At 75.0% G+C, this 19,033-nt stretch carries 21 protein-coding genes; 6 read left to right on the top strand and 15 right to left on the bottom strand.

From position 1 onward, the window contains the following. Positions 1-44: 44 nt before the first annotated feature. From ACYU8I_RS05270 to ACYU8I_RS05220, 11 genes are all read right to left on the bottom strand, one after another. The gene (locus tag ACYU8I_RS05270; protein ID WP_460838224.1) at positions 45-1,484 is read right to left on the bottom strand and encodes an FGGY family carbohydrate kinase; all 1,440 of its coding nucleotides are present in this window, start codon (positions 1,482-1,484) and stop codon (positions 45-47) included. Beyond that, complete coding sequence (locus ACYU8I_RS05265) at positions 1,481-2,557, bottom strand: NAD(P)-dependent oxidoreductase (RefSeq protein ID WP_460838223.1); 1,077 nt, start codon at positions 2,555-2,557, stop codon at positions 1,481-1,483. Before ACYU8I_RS05265 ends, ACYU8I_RS05270 begins: the two co-directional genes overlap by 4 nt. Beyond that, on the bottom strand, positions 2,554-3,795 hold the full coding sequence (locus ACYU8I_RS05260) for a sugar ABC transporter permease (RefSeq protein ID WP_460838221.1): 1,242 nt from the start codon (positions 3,793-3,795) through the stop codon (positions 2,554-2,556). Before ACYU8I_RS05260 ends, ACYU8I_RS05265 begins: the two co-directional genes overlap by 4 nt. Continuing rightward, entirely contained in the window at positions 3,792-4,631 is an 840-nt protein-coding gene (locus ACYU8I_RS05255) for an ATP-binding cassette domain-containing protein (protein ID WP_460838219.1), read from the bottom strand. The genes ACYU8I_RS05260 and ACYU8I_RS05255 overlap by 4 nt, the downstream gene beginning before the upstream one ends. Positions 4,632-4,642: 11 nt before the next feature. Beyond that, on the bottom strand, positions 4,643-5,740 hold the full coding sequence (locus tag ACYU8I_RS05250; RefSeq protein WP_460838217.1) for an ABC transporter substrate-binding protein: 1,098 nt from the start codon (positions 5,738-5,740) through the stop codon (positions 4,643-4,645). Then, positions 5,737-6,423, bottom strand: coding sequence for a histidine phosphatase family protein (locus tag ACYU8I_RS05245; RefSeq protein ID WP_460838216.1), 687 nt, complete (start codon positions 6,421-6,423; stop codon positions 5,737-5,739). Before ACYU8I_RS05245 ends, ACYU8I_RS05250 begins: the two co-directional genes overlap by 4 nt. Beyond that, positions 6,416-7,894 carry an FGGY-family carbohydrate kinase gene (locus tag ACYU8I_RS05240; RefSeq protein WP_460838214.1) on the bottom strand — a complete coding sequence of 493 codons (1,479 nt, stop codon included), beginning with the start codon at positions 7,892-7,894 and terminating at the stop codon, positions 6,416-6,418. The genes ACYU8I_RS05245 and ACYU8I_RS05240 overlap by 8 nt, the downstream gene beginning before the upstream one ends. Positions 7,895-8,022: 128 nt before the next feature. Beyond that, positions 8,023-8,811: a DeoR/GlpR family DNA-binding transcription regulator gene (locus ACYU8I_RS05235; RefSeq protein WP_460838212.1), complete on the bottom strand. Its 789-nt coding sequence runs from the start codon at positions 8,809-8,811 to the stop codon at positions 8,023-8,025. Between the two features lie 23 nt (positions 8,812-8,834). Continuing rightward, positions 8,835-10,844 carry a vWA domain-containing protein gene (locus ACYU8I_RS05230; protein ID WP_460838493.1) on the bottom strand — a complete coding sequence of 670 codons (2,010 nt, stop codon included), beginning with the start codon at positions 10,842-10,844 and terminating at the stop codon, positions 8,835-8,837. A 104-nt stretch (positions 10,845-10,948) separates the two neighbouring features. Then, a complete protein-coding gene (locus ACYU8I_RS05225; protein WP_460838210.1) occupies positions 10,949-11,365 on the bottom strand; it encodes a hypothetical protein in 417 nt (138 codons plus the stop codon). After that, positions 11,358-12,773, bottom strand: a complete 1,416-nt coding sequence (locus ACYU8I_RS05220) for a magnesium chelatase (RefSeq protein ID WP_460838208.1) — start codon at positions 12,771-12,773, stop codon at positions 11,358-11,360. Before ACYU8I_RS05220 ends, ACYU8I_RS05225 begins: the two co-directional genes overlap by 8 nt. 56 nt (positions 12,774-12,829) lie before the next feature. Here ACYU8I_RS05220 and ACYU8I_RS05215 point away from each other — a divergent pair, with 56 nt between their 5' ends. Genes ACYU8I_RS05215 through ACYU8I_RS05200 form a run of 4 tightly spaced genes read left to right on the top strand, consistent with a single transcriptional unit; the run spans position 12,830 to position 14,976 of the window. Next, positions 12,830-13,186 (top strand): YchJ family protein, encoded by a 357-nt coding sequence (locus ACYU8I_RS05215; RefSeq protein WP_460838206.1) that lies wholly within the window; start codon positions 12,830-12,832, stop codon positions 13,184-13,186. Continuing rightward, a complete protein-coding gene (locus ACYU8I_RS05210) occupies positions 13,183-13,701 on the top strand; it encodes a GNAT family N-acetyltransferase (protein WP_460838204.1) in 519 nt (172 codons plus the stop codon). Before ACYU8I_RS05215 ends, ACYU8I_RS05210 begins: the two co-directional genes overlap by 4 nt. A 26-nt stretch (positions 13,702-13,727) precedes the next feature. Next, the gene (locus ACYU8I_RS05205; protein WP_460838202.1) at positions 13,728-14,597 is read left to right on the top strand and encodes an adenylate/guanylate cyclase domain-containing protein; all 870 of its coding nucleotides are present in this window, start codon (positions 13,728-13,730) and stop codon (positions 14,595-14,597) included. Between the two features lies 1 nt (position 14,598). Next, entirely contained in the window at positions 14,599-14,976 is a 378-nt protein-coding gene (locus ACYU8I_RS05200; RefSeq protein WP_460838200.1) for an NYN domain-containing protein, read from the top strand. Here ACYU8I_RS05200 and ACYU8I_RS05195 read toward each other — a convergent pair. Further along, positions 14,957-15,571, bottom strand: coding sequence for a TetR/AcrR family transcriptional regulator (locus tag ACYU8I_RS05195; RefSeq protein ID WP_460838199.1), 615 nt, complete (start codon positions 15,569-15,571; stop codon positions 14,957-14,959). The genes ACYU8I_RS05200 and ACYU8I_RS05195 overlap by 20 nt on opposite strands. A 35-nt stretch (positions 15,572-15,606) precedes the next feature. On the opposite strand from ACYU8I_RS05195, the gene ACYU8I_RS05190 reads away from it, so the two are divergent. After that, entirely contained in the window at positions 15,607-16,575 is a 969-nt protein-coding gene (locus ACYU8I_RS05190) for a DMT family transporter (protein WP_460838197.1), read from the top strand. After that, on the top strand, positions 16,529-16,804 hold the full coding sequence (locus tag ACYU8I_RS05185) for a putative quinol monooxygenase (protein ID WP_460838195.1): 276 nt from the start codon (positions 16,529-16,531) through the stop codon (positions 16,802-16,804). The genes ACYU8I_RS05190 and ACYU8I_RS05185 overlap by 47 nt, the downstream gene beginning before the upstream one ends. Positions 16,805-16,854: 50 nt before the next feature. Here the strand turns inward: ACYU8I_RS05185 and ACYU8I_RS05180 are convergent, their stop codons facing one another. Genes ACYU8I_RS05180 through ACYU8I_RS05170 form a run of 3 tightly spaced genes read right to left on the bottom strand, consistent with a single transcriptional unit; the run spans position 16,855 to position 19,029 of the window. Beyond that, positions 16,855-17,448: a protein-tyrosine phosphatase family protein gene (locus ACYU8I_RS05180; protein ID WP_460838193.1), complete on the bottom strand. Its 594-nt coding sequence runs from the start codon at positions 17,446-17,448 to the stop codon at positions 16,855-16,857. Then, positions 17,441-18,487: a hypothetical protein gene (locus ACYU8I_RS05175; RefSeq protein WP_460838191.1), complete on the bottom strand. Its 1,047-nt coding sequence runs from the start codon at positions 18,485-18,487 to the stop codon at positions 17,441-17,443. Before ACYU8I_RS05175 ends, ACYU8I_RS05180 begins: the two co-directional genes overlap by 8 nt. Further along, positions 18,484-19,029, bottom strand: a complete 546-nt coding sequence (locus ACYU8I_RS05170) for an RNA polymerase sigma factor (protein ID WP_460838189.1) — start codon at positions 19,027-19,029, stop codon at positions 18,484-18,486. Before ACYU8I_RS05170 ends, ACYU8I_RS05175 begins: the two co-directional genes overlap by 4 nt. Between the last annotated feature and the right edge of the window lie 4 nt (positions 19,030-19,033).

Raw genomic sequence — 19,033 nt, 5'->3', positions numbered from 1 at the left:
CCGTCCACCTGCTCGGTGGGCGGCGCGGCTGCGTCGGCAGGCGGTCAGTGCCCGCCGCGGACCCGCCGCAGCCCGGTCAGGCGGCGCGACCAGTCGTCGCGGGTGCCCGGGTCGGGCTCGTAGGAGCGCTCGCGGGAGCCGAGGCGGGCGCGGGCGGCCACGAGGTCGTCGTGGTGGCCGAGGGCGACCTGGCCGTGCAGCACGGCTCCCAGGGCCCCGACCTCCTCGACGTCGCCGCGCACCACGACGGCGCCCGTCGCGTCGGCGATGAGCCGGCACCACAGCTCGCTGCGGGCGCCACCGCCGCAGACCGCGAGCCGGTCGGCGCCGCCGGCGGCCTCGACGCAGTCGGCGACGGCGAGGGTGAGCCCGTCGAGCACCCCGCGCGCGACCTCGGCCGGACCGTGGTCGTGGCCGAGGCCGTGCATTCCGGCGGCAGCCGCCGGGTCGAGGAACGGCGCGCGCTCGCCGCCCGAGGAGAGGTACGGCGCGAACAGCGGCACGTCACCCTCGGCGCGCGCCGCGAGGCGCACCACCGCGACGGCGTCGTCGAGGCCGAGCAGCCGGGCGGCCCAGTCGAGCGCCTCGGTGCCGGTCAGGGTGGCGTAGGCGACGAGGTCACCCTCGGGCGGGCCCGACGGCAGCGTCATGCCGGCCGGCTCGCGGTCGAGGCGCGGCCCGTCGCTCGCCACGCCCACGCACAGGGTGGTGCCGAGGATCGCCACGGCCGCGCCCGGCACGACCGCACCCGTGCCCGTGGCGGCCGTCAGCACGTCGTACGGCGCCAGCACGCACGGCGTGCCCTCGGGCAGCCCGACCTCGCGGGCGGCGGCGGCCGTCAGCGGGCTGACCGCCGACTCCCCCGCCACCACCTCGGGCAGCAGCCGACGCTCGTCGTCGAGCCCGAACATCGCCAGCAGCTCGTCGCTGTAGGACCAGCCGTCGGCGGAGCAGAAGGGGTTGGCCGCCTCGGAGCGCTCGAGCACGCGCTGCCCGGTGAGCCGCCGGTGCACCCAGCTGCCGCAGCTGAGCAGGGTGGACGCGCGCTCGAGGCGCTCGGGCTCGTGCTCGCGCAACCACCGCAGCTGGGCGCTGGCGAGACCGGGGGCGCCCATCGAGCCGGAGATCGCGAAGGCCCGCTCGAGGGTGCCGTCGCGGTGCCAGTCGTCGACCACGCCGCCAGCCCGGGAGTCGTTCCACAGCAGCGCCGACCCGCACGGCTCTCCGTCGGCGTCGACGAGCCAGGTGCCGTCGCCCTGCGCGGTGACCGCGACCAGGTCGACGGAGTCGCTCGCCCGGCCGGCGACCGCCGCGAGCACCCGGCGCGCGGCCCCCCAGACCTCGCGCAGGTCCTGCTCGCGGCGGCCGTCGCGCCCGGCCTGCACCCGGGTCGCCTCCGACTGCGAGTCGAGCTCGCGCAGGTCGGCGTCGAAGCGCACCGCCTTGACCCGTGAGGTGCCGACGTCGAGACCGATGGTGCTCACGACGTCCCTCCCGCGACGTCCGGGTTGGCGCAGTGCTCGAGCTCGCCCGTGTCGAGGTACGCCGCCACGGCGGCGACCGAGCGCGCCACCGACTGAGTGGCGACCTGCTGCGAGGCGCCCGCGAGGTGCGGCGTGGCGAGCACGTCGTCGCGGGTCAGCAGCGGCTCGTCGGGGGCGGGTGGCTCGGGGTCGAAGACGTCGGTCGCCACCCCGCGCAGTCGGCCCGACTCCAGCGCCGCCAGCAGCGCGGCCTGGTCGACGAGCTCGCCACGGGCGGTGTTGACGAGGTAGGCGCCGTCCTTCATGGCGCCGAAGGCGTCGGCGTCCATGAGGTGCCGGGTGTCGTCGGTGAGCCGGGCGTGCAGGCTCACGACGTCGCTGTGGGCCAGCAGGTCGTCGAGCGTCACCGGCTCGACCCCGCGCTCGCGCAGCACGGCCTCGTCGGCGTACGGGTCGTGCACCAGCACGGTCGACCCGAAGGCCTGCAGCAGCTCGGCCACGCGCAGCCCGATCGCTCCCGCGCCGACGAGACCGACGGTGCACGCCGACAGCTCGGGACCCGCCTGCTCGATGCGGAACGGGCCGGCGTCCCACCGGCCGCCGGCCAGCGCCCGCGACGCTGCGCCCACCCCGCGCGGCAGCGCGATCATCAGGCCGACGGTGAGCTCGGCGACCGCCCCGAGGTTGCGGCCCGGCAGGTAGGCGACGGGTACGCCGCTGCGGGTCGCGGCGGCGAGGTCGACGTTGACCGGCCCGCCGCGCACCGAGCCGACCACCCGCAGCCGGGGGGCCGCCTCGAGCACGCGGGCCGTGACCGGGGCCAGGTGGGTGAGCAGCACGTCGGCCTCGGCCACCAGCCCGACGAGGTCGTCGACGTCGCCGACCGCCTCGCGCACGCCGTCGACGTCGCCGAAGGGCTCGTCGGGCCAGCGGGAGGCGTGCAGCAGGGTCCGGGTGTCGGGGCCGAGCACCCGTCGCGCCTCCTCCGCGAACGCCTCGGCGGTGATGAAGCAGTCGCCGGCGCAGACGACGGTCAGCGGGCCGCTCGTGCCGCCCGTCGTGCCGCCCGTCATGCCGCACCGTGGGCGGCGCGCGAGCGCCGGGCCAGGGAGTCGACGAGCACCGCGATCGCGAGCACCGCGCCGGTGATCATGAAGCGCAGCGACGACGAGAGGTCGAGCAGCGTCAGGCCGTTGGAGATCGACTGGATCACGAGGATCCCCAGCAGCGCGGAGTACGCCGAGCCGCGCCCGCCGAACAGACTCGTGCCGCCGATGACGGCCGCGGCGATGGCGTTGAGGTTCACGTCGCCGGTGCCGGCCTGCTGGCTCGAGGAGGCCAGGCGCGCGGCGGCGAGCATGCCGCCGAGGGCGGCCAGCGTCGAGCACAGCACGAACGCGGAGGTGGTGATGCGCTTGACGTTGATGCCGGCGCGACGAGCGGCCTCCAGGTTGCCGCCGACCGCCATCATCGACCGCCCCCACCGGGTGCGGGTGAAGGCGTAGTTCATCGCCAGCACCAGGGCGGCGAAGAACAGGAACGTCCACGGCAGGCCCCGGTCGGTGTAGAGGTAGCTCACGCTGGCGCCGAGGACCACCAGCAGGACGACCGACCGGACCGCGACCAGCTGCACCGACGTCGCCGAGAGGCCCGCCTGGCGGCGGCGTCGGGCGTGCCGGAAGCCGGTCACGAAGCTGCCCACGCCGGCCAGCACGACCACGGCCCACGCCAGCCACAGCGGCACGAAGTAGATCTGACCGAGGCGCACCAGGAAGGAGTCGAAGGGCAGGTTGATCGAGCCCTCGCTGCCGAGCAGTGTCAGCTGCAGGCCCAGGAAGGCGAGCAGTCCGGCGAGGGTCGCGACGAAGCTCGGCATCGCGAAGCGGTTGAGCAGGAAGGCGTAGAGCAGACCGATGAGCGCGCCGGCGGCGAGCGCCAGGGCGATGGCCGCCAGCACCGGGACGCCGCGGTCGACCCACAGCACGCCCAGCAGCGCCGAGGACATGCCGCTGACCGAGCCGACCGACAGGTCGATCTGGCCGAGCACGAGCACGCAGACGATGCCGAGGCTGATGATGCCGACCGAGACGCTGTCGTAGAGCAGGTTGACGAGGTTGTTGCTGGACAGGAAGACCGGGTTGAGGGTCTGGAAGACCGTCCAGATCAGCACCAGGCCGACGACCACCGGCAGCGCGCCGATGTCACCGGCCCGCACCCGGCGGCCGAAGGCGCGCACGGCGCCCCCGATGCCCTCCTCGGCCACGTAGCGCTCGTCCTGGCGGTCGAGCCTGGGGCTCACCTGGGTCGTCATGACGCACCTCCGGCGTCGGCAGGGTCGGGTGCCTCACCCGTGCCGCGGCGGGCGGCACGGCGGGACACGGAGTTGTCGGTGGCGCCGGTGATGGCGCCGACGAGCTCGGCCGAGCTCGCGTCGGGGCCGAAGACGCCGTTGTTGCGGCCGAGCCGGAGCACGACGACGCGGTCGGCGACCGCGCGCACGTCCTCCATGTTGTGGCTGATCATCACCACGCCGAGGCCGCGCTCGCGCACCCGCTCGATGAGGTCGAGCACCTCTGCGGTCTGCGCGACCCCGAGCGCGGCCGTCGGCTCGTCGAGCATGATCACCTTGGGGTCGAGCAGCAGCGACCGCGCGATGGCCACGGTCTGGCGCTGACCGCCCGACAGCGACGCCACGGGGATGCGCAGGCTCGGGATGCGGGCCGAGAGCTCGTTGAGCAGCTCCCAGCTGCGCACCTCCATCTGCACCTCGTCGAGCCGCATCGGTGCGAGCTCTTGTCCGAGGAACAGGTTGGAGACGACGTCGAGGTTCTCGCACAGGGCGAGGTCCTGGAAGACCGTCGCGATGCCGAGCTCGAGGGCGTGGGAGGGGTCGCGGATCTCGACCGGCTGTCCCTCCCAGCGCACCTCGCCGCTGGTGGGGCGGTGCACGCCGGCCAGGGTCTTGACCAGGGTGGACTTGCCCGCGCCGTTGTCGCCGACGAGGGCCACCACCTCCCCGGGGTGCACCTCGAGGTCGATGTCGGTCAGCGCGTTGACCGCGCCGAAGGACTTGCTGACCGCGTGGAGGGAGAGCACCGGCGTGCCGGCCGGCACCCGCACCTCCTCGTGCTGCTGCGTGGTGGTCATCGGCGTGCCCCTCAGGAGATGCCGAGCTTCTGGCAGCCGGCGGCGTAGCGGCCGGTGCAGAGGTCGGAGGCCTTCGCGATCCCGGAGTCGATGATCTCGGCCTTCAGGTTCTCGGCCGTGATGACCTTCGGGGTGAAGAGCTGGCTCGGCGTGCCGAACAGCTCGGTCTCGCCCTTCGGGGTCTCGCCGTCGAGGAACTGGCCCGCGACCTTGGCGGCGGCCTCGGCGACGATCTCGCTGGGCTTGGAGATGGTGTTGTACTGGTCGCCCGCGATCACCAGCTGCAGGCCGGCCACGGTGGCGTCGTTGCCGGTCACCGGCGGCACCGGGTCGACGCCGGCGCCCTTGAAGGCGGCGATCGTGCCGCCGGCCGTGCCGTCGTTGGCAGCGACCACGCCCACGATCTCGTCACCGAAGCGGGAGATCTGGCCGCCCACCCACTGCTGGGCGCGCGCCGGCACCCAGTCGGGGGTGTCGTAGGTGGCCAGCGGGTCCCAGCCGCCCTCCTCGAGACCGGCGCTGATGCCGTCGGCGATGAGCTTGGCGGCGGCGTCGGTCGGCGAGCCGTTGACCTGCAGCACGCCGCCGTCCTGGGGCGTGGTGCCGTCGGCCTCGAGCTTCTCGACCAGCGAGGTCGCGATGTCACGGCCGATCGCCTCGTTGTCGAACGACACGTAGTAGTCGGCGGCGACGTCGGGGATGGGCCGGTCGTAGGCGATGACCTTGACGCCCTGCCCCTGGGCCTGCTGCACCAGCCCGGCTGCGGCGCTGGAGTCGACGGGGTCGAGCACGATGACCTTGGCCCCGCGCGAGATCAGCGAGTTGAACTGCTGCTGCTGCTTGGTCGCGTCGCCGTCGGCGTTCTGGTAGACGACCTGGCAGTCGGGGCACTCCTCGGCCATGCCGGCCTCGAACCCCGGGGCGTCGGCGGTCTCGTAGCGCGTCGAGGCCTGGTCGGGCATGAGGAAGCCGACGACGGCGTCGTCGTTGCCACCCCCGGCACCTCCCCCGCCACCGGAGCTGCCGCAGGCAGCGGTGCCCATCGCCAGCAGCCCGGCGGCCACGAGGGCCGCGGGACGGCGCCCGGCGCGGATCATCGATCGGGTCATGGTGTCTCCTCCAGGGTGGTGGTGCGGGCGGGTGCCTCGGGGGTGGGTACGTCGGGAGCCGGCTGCGGCGGGGCGTTCAGCCGCACCAGCGCGGTGGACCGGGTGGTCGGGTCGATGCGGACCTCGCACAGCGCGGCGTTCTCGAGCCGCGGGAAGGTCCGGCGGTAGTCGCCGACCCGAAGACCCAGCAGGTCGCAGAGCGCCAGCCGCAGCAGCGTGTTGTGGGCGACCACGAGCACGCGCCGTCCTGGTCGCTCGGCGGCGATCCGGTGCAGGCACGCGGCTCCGCGCGCGGCGGCGTCGGCGGGGGGCTCGGCGCCCGGGAAGGGGTGGGCGGCGGGGTCGTCCCGGAAGCGGGCCAGCGCCTCGGGGTCGAGGTGCTCCAGCTCGGCCGCCGAACGTCCCTCCGCCTCCCCGAAGCCGACCTCGCGCAGGTCGTGCGCCACGTGCGCGACCAGGCCGGTGACGGCCTCGACGGGCGCGGCTGTCTCGCGGGCGCGGCGCACGGGCGAGACGACGAGGTGGTCGAGCCCTGCCCCGGCGGCCCAGCGAGCCAGGGCGTCGGCCTGGTCGTGGCCGCGGTCGGTGAGGTCGACGTCGCTCTCGGCGCCGGCGTAGCGGTTCTCGGCGTGCCACACGGTCTCGCCGTGGCGCACCAGGAACATCGTGGTCGCGTCAGGCACGAGGGCCCCTCTCGGTCGGCAGGCGGTCGGGGTCGAGCCAGCCGCCCTCGACCAGGGCGCTGACGAAGTGGTCGTACGCCGGCGCCAGGGCCGCACCGCGCCCGACGCCACGCTCCGGGTCGGGCTCGAGGCGCTGCTCGTGGCGCACCATCCGGGCTGCCGTGGTGGTGAGCCCACCGGGCTCGGCGGCCGCCAGGACGGCCATGCCGAAAGCCGCGTCCGTGGTCGACGTCAGCACCGCCGGGCGCCCGAGCACGTCGGCGCGCAGCTGGTTGAGCCAGGCGTTGCGTGTCGCCCCGCCGCTGAGGGTGACCTCGCCGCTGGTGTCGGCGCCCAGCCCGGCGAGGACGTCGTAGGCCAGTCGCTCGACGAGGGCGAGGCCGAGGCACACCGACGCGAACCGCTCGAGCTCGTCGCGGGGGGCGGGGCCGGTGGACGGCGCCGTGTCGCTGAGGAAGGGGAAGCGCTCGCCGCGTCCCACCAGCGGGTAGGTCGCCCGCTCGAGCCGGGGGTCGCCCTCGCGCAGCAGCCGCTGCGTGAGGGAGTCAAGGTCGGCGTCGGGCAGCAGCTCGCCCAGGACGCCGGCGCCGCTGGTGGACGCACCGCCCGGCAACCAGCCACCGTCCGGGTGTCGGTGGCAGTAGACGGCACCGGCGGGGTCGCGGACCAGCTCGGCGGTGGCCCCCTTGAGCACGAGCGTGGTGCCGAGCGCCGAGCTCCAGCTGCCGTGGGACAGCGCGCCGGTGGCGACCTGGGCCGCGCACCCGTCGGTCATGCCGGCGCGCACCTCCGCCCCGGCGGGGAGCCCGGTCTCGCGCGCTGCCGGCCCCGAGACCGTGCCGAGCACCGTGCCGGGGAGCACGACGTCGGGCAGCACCCGCCGCGGGACGCCCAGCCGGTCGAGCACGTCGCCGGACCAGTCGGCCGCCCGGAGGTCGACGCCGGTCTTGAGCGCCTGCGAGGTGTCGGTCGCGACCGGCCGACCGACGAGCCGTCCGGACAGGTGGTCGCCCTGGTGGACGACCGTGTCGGTGGCACCGACGTGGCCGTGGCGCAGCAGCCACAGCACCCGGGGCAGCGCCCAGGTCGGCGCGATGGCGTGGCCGAGCGAGGCCCAGAGCTCGCGGCCGACCGCGTCGGCCTCGTCGGCGAGGTCGGCGGCGCGGCGGTCGTCGTACATCAGCGCCGGTCCGCGAGCGCCGCCGTCGGCGGCCTGCACCAGGATCGTGCCGGAGGTGGAGTCGATCGCCACCGCGACGACCTCGGCGTCGCCCGCCTGGTCGGTGGCGGCGCGCGTCGCCGACGTCAGCGCCTCCCACCACGCCCTGGGGTCCTGCTCGTGGCGGCCGTCGTCGGTGCGGTGGGAGCGCAGCGCCGCCGAGCCGGTGCCGACGACGGTGCCGTCGGCCAGCGCGACGACGGCTCGGACGCCGGAGGTCCCGACGTCGACGCCGCACGTGGCCTGTGCCATAACGTGGCCCCCTACTGTTATAAATCACATCTGTCATGTGATTTCTAACACGACGTGAGCGCCGTCACAAGAGTCCGTCGGCACGGAGCTCTCCCCAGGACGGGCGGGCGAGCCGGAGGAGCTCCGCGTCAGAGCGCGGCGACGCGCACGTCGTCGCAGGCCTCGCGCAGCTCGGCGAGGTCGGCGGCGTCGATGCCCTCGTCGACCACGACGGTGTCGAAGTCGGCGACCCGGCACAGCACGTGGGGAGCGGGCCGACCGAACTTGGCGTGGTCGACCAGGAGGACGTTGTGCGCGCTGTGGGCCATGAAGGCCTGCCGCACCGTCACCGTCGGCTCGGAGCGGTGCAGCAACCGCCCCCCGCTGATCGCGGTCGTGGAGGTGAAGAAGACGTCGGCGTGCAGCCGCTCGATCGCGGCCAGGGTGTGCATGCCGAGGCAGCACTCCTGCTGCCGGTGCACGGCGCCGCCGAGCAGGATCACCTCGGTGCCGGGAAGGTCGCCGAGCTGGTCGACCGCGGTGAGGAAGTTCGTCGCGACCACCATCGGTGGACGCTGCCGCAGGTGCTCGACCATCGCCAGGACCGTGGTGCTGTCGTCGAGGAAGACGGTCTGTCCGGGGGAGGTCATCGTCGCAGCCTCGCGGGCCACCGCCGCCTTCTCCCGCTGCATGCTGCCCTGGCGCTGCGCGACGCCCGCCTCGACGAGGGCACCGGGGTTGGCGGTCGCTCCCCCCCGGATCTTGACCAGCCAGCCCTCGGCCTGCAGTGCATCGAGGTCGCGGTGCATCGTCATCACGCTGACGTCGTGCTCCTGCGCCAGGTCCTCCATCGCGGCGTACCCCTCGCGCAGCACGCGCTCGCGGACCGACCGGCGGCGTGCCGCCGGCCCACGCGCCTCCCCGCCCGTCGCGACCACGCGCCGGACTCTAGTCCCCGCCGCTACTCCTCGCCCGGCACCCAGAAGCCGCGGCCGCCGTACCAGTCGCTGAGCTGGCCCCACGACAACCGCTGGTCGCCGTACGTCGAGCCGTAGCCGCCGCCCCGGCCCCCGAGGTAGCTGCCGACCACGGCCGCGCCGAGGTCGTCGAGCTCGGGCGCGATCACGCGGCCCTCGACGCGCGAGGCGAGGTCGTCGAGGAACCGGGCGAGGCCGGGGTCGTCGCCGAGCCGGAAGATCGTGGTCTGGGCGCCGAGCCGGCGCGAGGCGTCGAGCTCGCGCACGGTCCACGCGATGGTGCGGGGGTGGGGCGGGTAGTCGAACCACGGCTCGCCGTCGGGCTCGAGGTGCGAGGTGGGCTCGCCGTCGGTCACGACCAGCAGCACCGGCTGCGCCGCAGGGTGGCGGCGGAAGAACCGGTTGGCGAGCAGCAGCGCGTGGTGGAGGTTGGTGCCCTTCTGCATGCTGCCGTCGAGCGCCGTCAGCTGCTCGATCTGCTGCACCTGGGCGACCCGGCCGAAGCCGATCAGCTGCATCGCGTCGTTGCGGAACCGCGTCGAGACCAGCTGGTGCAGCGCCAGGGCGGTGCGCTTCATCGGCACCCAGCGGTCGGCCAGCACCATCGAGAACGACGTGTCGACGAGCAGCGCCACCGCCGCCTGGGTGCGGGCCTCGGTCTCCTGCACCTCGACGTCGCCGATGCGCAGCCGCACGCCGGACGCGGCCGACCCGCCCTCCGAGACCGTGCGCAGCACGGCGTTGGTCACGGTGCGGGTGACGTCCCACGGCTCGGTGTCGCCGAAGGCCCACTCGCGGGTGGCGCCGGTGGGCTCGCCGGCCGCGCCCGCCCGCCGTACGTCGCGCTGGCCCTGGCGGCCCGACAGCCGGTCGGCGGCGTCCTTGAGCAGTGCCTTGCCGAGCTGGCGCATCGCCTTGGGCGAGAGCCGCAGCTGGCCGTCGGAGGCGCGGGTCATCAGGCCCGACTCCGTCAACGCCCGCTCGAGCGACGACAGCGTGCGGGCGTCGACCCCGGCCTGCTCGCCGAGCTGTCGCTCGAGCGCGTCGAGGTCGACGTCGTCGAGCCGCGCGCCGCGGTAGGACTGCGAGAGCTGCTCGGAGAGCGCGTCGAGCTCGGCGAGGTCCTGCAGCAGGCCGGTGCCCTCGCCGAGTCCGAGGCCCTCGTCGCCGTCGAAGTCCTGCGAGCCGCTCCAGTCCTCCCCCGGCCGCAGCGCCTGCAGGTGGCTGTCGAGCTGGGCGAGCTGGTCCTGCAGCCCCGGCCCGCCGAAGGCCTGCTGGGCGAGCGCGTCGAGCTCGGCGCGCTGCTCGGCGGTCATGCTGTTGCGCATCCGCTGCGCCGCCGCCGCGCGCTGCGCCAGGGCGTCCATCAGCTCGTCGAGGTCCTGCGGCTGCTCGGGGAAGTGCTGGCCGTGCTTCGCCATGAAGTCGTCGAAGTCGGCTTGCGTGTCCTCGCCCAGCCGCCGCTTCTCGAGCAGCTGGTTGAGGTCGGCCAGCATGTCCTGCACGGCCTGGCGGTCCTCGTCGGTGGCGCCCTCGAGCGCCTGCTTCATGCCCTCGAAGCGCTGGTCGAGCAGCTCGCGGCCGAGCAGCTCCTTCACCTCGTCGTACGCCGCCTGCGCCTCGGCGCTCTGCCAGTCGTAGTCGGCGAGGTCGCGCACGGCGGCCGCGGGGCTCGGGGGCACCGAGCCCATCCGCATCTCGCGGAACGCACGGTCGGCGTCGTCCATGTCGACGTCGCGGGCGAGCTGGCCGCGCTCGGCCAGCACCGCGCGCTCGAGCAGCTCGCGGACCTGCTCGAGGGTGCCGTCGAGGGAGTGCTTCTCGAGCAGCTCGCGCCGCTTCTGCGACACCTGCCGGGCGAGGTCGTCGAGGCCGCGCTGGTCGCGGCCACCGCGCCGGAGGAACTCGCGCATCGCCCGCTCGGGCGAGACCCCGCCCATCACGTCGTCGCCGATCTCCTGCAGCGCCTCGGCCAGGTCGACCGGGGGCGCCAACGGGTCGCCGCCGGTGTAGCGGCCGTAGCGGCTGCGCTGGCGTCCGGCCCGCCCGACGCCGCCGGCGCTGCGGTGGCGGCGCGAGCCGTCGTCGGCCCCGGGGCTCACGCGTGCCCCACGCGGCGTACCTCGATCCCGCCGTGCATCGACGCGGGCAGGTGGCCGACTGGGTCGACCGACGCCACCAGGGCGTCGACGTCCTCGGGGAGCATCGCGGAGTCGACGGCGACGGAGTACTCGACGGCGACGCTGTCGTCACCGGCGTCACCGTCGCCGCCGCCGGTGCTCTCGACGGCACCCTCGACCCGCACCATCGCGCCGTGGAGCGGTCGCCCACGCTCGATCGCGCCGCGCCACACCTGCCCGACGACCGTGGCGGCGACCGCCATGTGCACCACGTGGGTGCCGGTCTCCTCGCAACGCACGCTGATCCCCTCGGGGATCAGCTCGTGCGCCATGACGGAGCCGCCGGGCTCCATCAGCGAGCCGGCGCTCATCACCACCACGTAGCGCTCAGCCATAGACGGTGCCTTCGGCGTCGGAGTCCTTCCCGATGCGCTGGGCCAGGAAGAGACCCTCCAGTGCGAGCTCGATGGCACCCGCACGCCTGCCGTCGTCGTGGGCGTCGAGCCGGGCGAACAGGTCGTCGTAGAGCTCGGACTCGCCCAGCGGCGGCAGGCCGGCGAGCACGTCGCGCGCCGGCACCTGCGGTCCGGTCACCACCATCGCGCCGCCCTCGACCGCCTCGACGAGCAGGGCGAGGTCGAGCCCGCCGAGGTGGGCCCGCACCGTCTCGGCGGTGGCGCGACGCAGCAGGTGCTCGAGCACCTGCTCCTCGCGACCCTCCTCGCCGCTCTCGAACTCGACCTTGCCGCCGAGCACCTCCACGGCCGTCTCGAGGTCGACCACCCGGGCGACCGCGGTGTCCTCGCCCTGCGAGGTGGCGCGGTGCAGCGCGGCAGCCGCGATGGTCTCGGCTCCGGCGATCGCGAAGCGGGCCGAGACCCCGGACCGCTGGTCGACCGAGCTCGACGCCCGCAGCGCCCGGGTGAAGCGAGCCAGCACCTCGACGAGGTGGTCGGGCACGTCGGCGACGAGGTCGGCCTCCTGGCGGACCACCGCGACCTCGTCGTCGAGCTCGAGCGGGTAGTGCGTGCGGATCTCGGCGCCGAAGCGGTCCTTCAGCGGGGTGATGATGCGCCCGCGGTTGGTGTAGTCCTCCGGGTTGGCGCTCGCGACGACGAGGGTGTCGAGCGGCAGCCGCAGCACGTAGCCGCGCACCTGGATGTCGCGCTCCTCCATCACGTTGAGCATCGCGACCTGGATCCGCTCCGCCAGGTCGGGCAGCTCGTTGATGGCGACGATGCCGCGGTGCGAACGCGGGATCAGGCCGAAGTGGATGGTCTCGGGGTCGCCGAGGCTGCGGCCCTCCGCGACCTTCATGGGGTCGACGTCGCCGATGAGGTCGGCGACGCTGGTGTCGGGGGTGGCGAGCTTCTCGGCGTAGCGCTCGTCGCGGTGGCGCCAGGCCACGGCGAGCTGGTCGCCCTCGGCCTGCGCCCGGCGCTGCGAGGCGACCGTGATCGGGTCGTAGGGGTGCTCGCCGAGCTCGGAGCCGGCGATGACCGGGGTCCACTCGTCGAGCAGGCCGACCAGGGTGCGCAGCAGGCGGGTCTTGCCCTGGCCGCGCTCGCCGAGCAGCACGACGTCGTGGCCGGCGATGAGGGCGCGCTCGAGCTGCGGCACGACCGTGCTGCCGAAGCCGTGCAGGCCCGGCCACGGGTCGCGCCCCTCGCGCAGGGCGGCGAGGAGGTTGTCGCGGAGCTCCTGGCGCAGCGGCTTGTGCACGTGGCCGCCGGCCCGCAGCTCCGCGACGGTGCGCGCGGCAGGAGGGGCGGAGCGGGTGCTGGACGGTGCCGAGGACGTCACGCGTTCACGGTAGTACCGGAGCGCAACCGTCCGACCGGGGGCGGCACACTGCTCGGGTGCTGGTCGGTCCCCCGTGCCCCTGCGGCTCCACGGCGTCGTACGACGCCTGCTGCGGCCCGCTGCTGCGCGGCGAGCAGCAGGCGGGGACACCCGAACGGCTGATGCGCTCGCGCTACACCGCCCACGCCGTCGGCGACGCGGCGTACCTGTGGCGCACCTGGCACCCCCGCCACCGGCCCGCCGACCCGGCCGACCTCGTGCTCGACCCCGCCACCCGGTGGATCGCTCTGGAGGTGGTGGCCGCGTCCGGCGAGCGGGTCCACTTCCGGGCCTCCCACGACGGCGGCGTGCTCGAGGAGGAGTCGCTCTTCGCACGGCGGGCCGGGCGCTGGTTCTACGTCGGTCCCGCATGAGCGTCGTGGTGCGCTCCCGGCGCGCGGCCGACGTCGACGGCCTGGTGGCGATGCTGACCGAGCAGCGCGAGGCCGAGCCGTCGTCGGAGTACCCGCTGCGCTGGCCGCTGCCGTTCCCCGTCCGCGACTTCGTGGTGCGGACGACGGAGGAGCACGCCTGGGTCGCCGAGGACCACGAGCGACTGCTCGGCCACGTCGCGGTGACGGGCCTCGGCGACCTCGCGCCGGCCTTCGCAGCGGCGCTCGACACCGACGCCGCCGGCCTGCGCGCCGTCTCCGGCCTCTTCACCCGGCTCTCGGCACGCGGCACCGGGCTCGGCGCGCGGCTGCTGGAGGTCGCCGTACGACGCATCCGCGACGCGGGCCACCGGCCGGTCCTCGACGTGGTGCCGACCCACACGGCCGCGGTGTCCCTCTACCGCACCCGTGGGTGGCGCGAGGTCGGGCGGCTGCGCCCGGAGTGGCTGCCGCCGGAGCGGCCCGACCTGCTGCTCATGACGCTCGACCGACCGTAACGACCCCTTGTGGGAACCTTGTCGTCGTGTCGCCCGTCGCCTGGACCGCGCTGGCCCTGGGCGTCGCGCTGGTGACCATGACGGCGCTGCTGCTGCGCACGCGTGGCGAGCTCGCCGCGGCGCGACGTCGCATCGGGGAGCTCGAGCAGCTCGAGTCGCGCGTCGCGCTGATCGACACCCGCAGCCCCCGAGCCGTCGTGGCGGCGTCAGCCGCGGTGCGTGCGGCCGCCGAGACCGTCAACCGGGTCCGCGAGCGCGGCGTCCGCGGCATGCTGCTGTCGTCGATCGACGACTTCACCGCGTGGGCCTCGGAGCAACGCCACGAGATCGTGCGGGTGGCCGACGAGGACGGCAACGTCACCATCCTGTTCTCCGACATCGAGAGCTCCACGGCCCTCAACTCCGAGCTCGGCGACGACGTGTGGGTCAAGGTGCTCGAGGCGCACGAGCAGCTGGTGCGACGTCAGGTGGAGCGCCACCGGGGCCACGTCGTCAAGAGCGCCGGCGACGGCTTCATGGTCGTCTTCCCCACCCCCGAGCTCGGCATCGCAGCGGCGACCGGGGTGCAGCGCGCCCTGCAGGCCAAGCGCCAGCGCAACCGTCGGCTGCGCGACCACCCGGTGCGGGTGCGGATCGGCCTGCACACCGGACGCGCGGTCGAGCGGCGCGGTGACTTCTTCGGCCGCAACGTCGCCAAGGCCGCCCGGGTGGCGTCGATGGCCGACGGCGGCGAGGTGCTGGTCAGCACCGAGCTGGCGGCCCGGCTGCGGGAACGGGCGGCGGCTGCGGACCAGGAGCTGCCGTTCCGGCTCACCCGCACCGAGACCGTCGAGCTCAAGGGCCTGCCGGGCGAGCACACGCTGTGGCTCGTCGAGCCGCTGACCGAGGACGAGTGAGGTGGGCCGGCTCGTGCTCGTCGTCGACGGCGCCAACGTCGTCGGAGCCCGTCCCGACGGCTGGTGGCGCGACCGGGCCGGCGCGGCGGCCCGGCTGCACGGTCGCCTGGCGGTCGCCGACACGTCGTACGACGAGATCGTGCTGGTGCTCGAGGGCCAGGCCAAGGGCGGCGTGCCCGCCGGCCGTGACGCCCACCTCCGCACGGTGCACGCCCCGCGCGACGGCGACGCCACCATCACGGCGCAGGTCGAGTCCGCCGTGGAGCGGGGCCACCAGGTCGTCGTGGTCACCGCCGACCGGCTGCTCGCCCGCACCGTCGAGCTGCGCGGGGCACGTGTGATGAGCCCGACCTGGCTGCTCAGCCTGCTGGAGGCGTGAGCGCCGTCCGGAGCAGCCGCAGGGCCGTGGCGCGGGCCCGCTCGAGCGCGCGGTCGTCGACCCCCATGCCGCCGACCACCAGCGCCCCCTCGTGCAGCAGCATCAGGTCGGCCGCGAGGCCGTCGGGATCGGGGGCCCCGGCGCGTCGCAGGACGTCGCGGAAGAGGTCGCGCTGCCACGCCTTCTCCCCCACGACCACGTCGTACGCCGGGTGCGCCGGGTCGCTGATCTCGGCGTGGGCGTTGATCATGCTGCAGCCCTTCCAGCCCACCCCGTCCGCCCAGTCCGCGGTGCTGCGCGTCGTGGCGTCGAAGACGGCGAGCACCTGCGCCTCCACGTCGTCACCCGCCGCGACCATCCGCTCCGCTAGGTCCGCGCGCCACACCCGGTCGCGCTCGCGGAGGTACTCCACGACGAGGCGCTCCTTGGACCCGAACCGGTCGTAGAGCGTCTTCTTGGTGACGCCGGCACGCGCTGCCACGGCGTCGACGCCGACGGCGGCGATGCCCTGGTCGTAGAAGAGCTCCGACGCCGCGCGCAAGACGGCTCGCGCCTTGGGGGTCCACTCGACCTCGTTGGTGGTCTGACCGCTCATGGACATCACTATACCGATCTGTATATCGTCGGGCCATGAGTAGACCGATCGGTATATCCGCCGGACGCTGGCTGCTGTCGGCGGCGTTCGTGGTGCTGTGGGCGTCGGGGTTCGTGGGCGTCAAGCTGGCGACGCAGGTCGCACCCGCCGAGACGATGCTGCTGTGGCGCTCGGTGGTGCTGACCGCGCTGCTCTCGCCGTGGCTGCTGCGCGTCGTACGGCGCCTCCGCGGGGCCGAGCTCGGGCGGGAGGTGGTGGTCGGCGTGCTCTCGCAGGCGGTCTACCTCGCGGCGGTCTACGCCGCCATCGACCTCGGCGTCAGCAGCGGCACCACCTCGCTGATGGACGGCCTGCAGCCGCTGGCCGTGGCCGCGCTCGCCGGCCCGCTGCTGGGCGCCGCGGTCTCCGCGCGGCAGTGGGCGGGGCTCGCCCTCGGCCTCGTCGGGGTGGTCGTGGTGTCGGCGGCCGACCTGCTCGCGCCCACCACGACCGCGCCGTGGTGGGCGTACGGCGTGCCCCTGGTCGGCATGGCCGGTCTCGTGGCCGCCACCTTCGTCGACCGGCGCCGGCCCCGCCGCGCCACCACCTCCGAGGCGCTGGCGATCCACTGCGCGGTCACCACGGTCCTCACGCTCGGCGTGACCCTCGCGACCGGTGCCGTCGTGCCGCCGTGGACCGGTGACTTCTGGTTCGCCATCGCCTGGATGACGCTGCTGGCGACCTTCGGCGGCTACGGCCTCTACTGGCTGCTGCTCGAGCGGCGCGGCGTCACCGAGGTCAACACCCTGCTCTTCCTCGTGCCCCCGACCACCGTGCTGTGGGGTGCGCTGTGGTTCGGCGAGCCCGTCGGGCCGCTCACCGTGCTGGGCCTGGCGCTGGCGCTGACCGCCGTACTGCTCGGGCGGCCCGCGCCGGGACCGACCGATGACACCGAGGCCGTAGCCGGGTCGGTCCCTCGTGATCATCGTCTGCGGACACCTGCAGCTCCGGCCGGGCACGCGTGAGGCCTACCTCGACGGGTGCCGCGAGGTGGTGCGCCTCGCCCGCGCCGCCCCCGGCTGCCTCGACTTCGCCCTCGCGCCCGACCTCGTCGAGCCCGACCGTGTCGTCGTGCTCGAGGTCTGGACCGACCCCGACTCCCTGGCCGCCTTCCGGGGTGACGGCATCGCCGACGACCAGGCCGCCGCCATCGTCTCCGTCGCCGTCAGGGAGCACGACGCCTCGCCCCGTTGAGGTGCTCGGTCGTCGGGCGATGCGTCTTCCCGCGCGGGAGGACGCATCCCTCACCAGCCCTGCTGACGCTTGAGCCGGATCACCTGCTCCAGGTCGAGGGAGTGCTGGGAGCGCCAGCGGGCGACGCGGTCGAGGTCGGCGGCGAGCTGGTCGGCGGAGCTGCCCTGGCGGCGGTGGTGCCAGCCCAGGGCGTCGTCGGCGTACGCCGCGTAGGCCTCGGGACGGGCGACGCGGATGCGCTCGAGCGCCTCGACGGGGTCGGTGCCGAGCGCGAGGAGCACGGCGAAGCCGAGGGAGGGGCCACGGTTGATGCCCATGTGGCAGTGGGTCAGGACGGTGCCGCCGGACTCGAGGGCCTCGAGCGCCCAGCCGACCGCCTCCTCGAACCACGCGTCGGGGACCGCCTGGCCGGCGTCGTCCATGCCGTGGTGGAGGTAGGCGACCGCGGGGGCCCGCTCGGCGACCCACGCGGCGTCGTCCCACTCGACACGGCAGTCGACGAGGTGGGTCAGCCCGACGTCGAGCAGCTCGTCGAGCTGCCGGCCGGCGAGCTCGTCGTCCTGCGTGTCGAGGTCGCCCCCGACGAGGAGCCGGTCGGCGACGAACGCCGCGTCGGCCACGCGCAGCCGCGGGGTCTCAGCCACCGGCGGGCTCGGAGCCGGCGCCCGGCTCGGCGACATCGGTCTCGACGCCCGGGTCGGTGACGACGGTGTCCGGCGGCCCGGGGTCGGGGGGCTGCTCGGCGTCCGGTGGGGCGGGCTGATCGTCGACCGGAGGCTGCTCGTCGACCGGAGGCACCTCGCCGGGCGCGTCGGACCCGTCCGGCCGCGGCGGGAGCGACGCACGGGGGCGCTGGGGGTGACGCGGCCCGGGCGGGGCGGCGAAGGCCGGCGGCGCCGACACGGGTGCCCGGACGGGCAACGGCAGCGGCCGCTCCTCCGTCTCCTCCGGCTCCTCAGCGGGCGCAGCCGGCGGGGCCGCCGCGGGGTCGGTCGGTGGCGACGGCCGGTCGGGTCGGTCAGGTCGCTCCGGGCGGTCGGGACGCTCGTCGGAGCGGCCGGGCCGGACGGGGGCGGACGACGCGGTGGCGCCGCCGCTCGTGCTCGACGACGTGGCGGGGCGCTCGGCGTCGGCGCGGACGCTGCCCCGCGAGGGGCGAACGTCGAGGCGGCCGTCGCCGTCGCCGACGAGGTCGACGTCGCTCGGACGAACCGGGGCGGGCGGGTCCGTGGCGGGCGACGGCACGGCACGACCCCCGTGGGCGTCGCTCGGCGCGTCGGGCCGCCCCGCCGACAGCGGCCCGAGCTCGCGTCGCTCGGCGGGCGTGGGGAAGTCGAAGGGCAGGTAGGCGCGCGAGAAGCCGGCGACCCGCTCCTGCAGCCGCTCCGGCAGCGTGTTGGCGGCGGCCGAGAGGCCGGTGGCGCCGAGGCTCGAGACCAGCACGACGACAGCGCCGCCGACGGTGCCGCCCCGACGGGCCCAGGCGCCGTTCGTCCCGCGGGGGCGCAGGACGGGCGGGGCGTCGACACGTCCGAGCAGGGCCGCCAGCTCGGCCGAGGGGGCGGGCGCGGCGTCGGCGAGCTCGCGCAGCCCGCCGAGGTCGCGCACCACCGCGTCGGCCTCCGGCGCGGAGGCGCCGAGGTCGCGCAGCTCGTCGAGCAGCTCGTCGAGGACGTCGCTCATCGCACCTCCTCCGCGCTCGCCATCAGCTCGCGCAGCCGCAGCAGCCCGCGGCGCTGCAGCTGCTTGACCGACGCCACGGTGCGGCCGGTGACGGCCGCGGTCTGCTCGAGGCTGAGCTCCGCCACCACCCGCAGCTGCACGACGGTGCGCTGGTCGTCGCCGAGGTGCGCCATCAGCGCCACCGCCCGGCCGGCCTCGAGGGAGCGGACCGCGTGCTGCTCGGCCGACTCGCTGGTGCGGACGTCGTGCTCCGGCTCGTACGGCGCGCTGCGGGGACGCCGGGCGCGCCGGCGGACGTCGTCGACGGCGCGGGCGTGGGCCACGGAGAAGACGAGCGTGCGCAGCCCGTCGGCGCCGCCGCGCAGCTGCGGGAGCCGGGGCCACACGCCCAGGAAGACCTCGCTCGTGAGCCCCTCGGGGTCCTCGACGCCACGGGCCCGCAGGTAGCCGAGCACCCGCGGCGAGAGTGCGTCGTACACCGCGGCGAAGGCGAGCTGGTCGCCCGTCGCGGCGCGCTGCACGACGTCGTCGCTGAGGTCCACGTGC

Source organism: Nocardioides marmoraquaticus (assembly GCF_054777915.1).
Note: the sequence above shows the minus strand (reverse complement) of the source record. Positions and strands in the feature narration are given on the sequence as shown.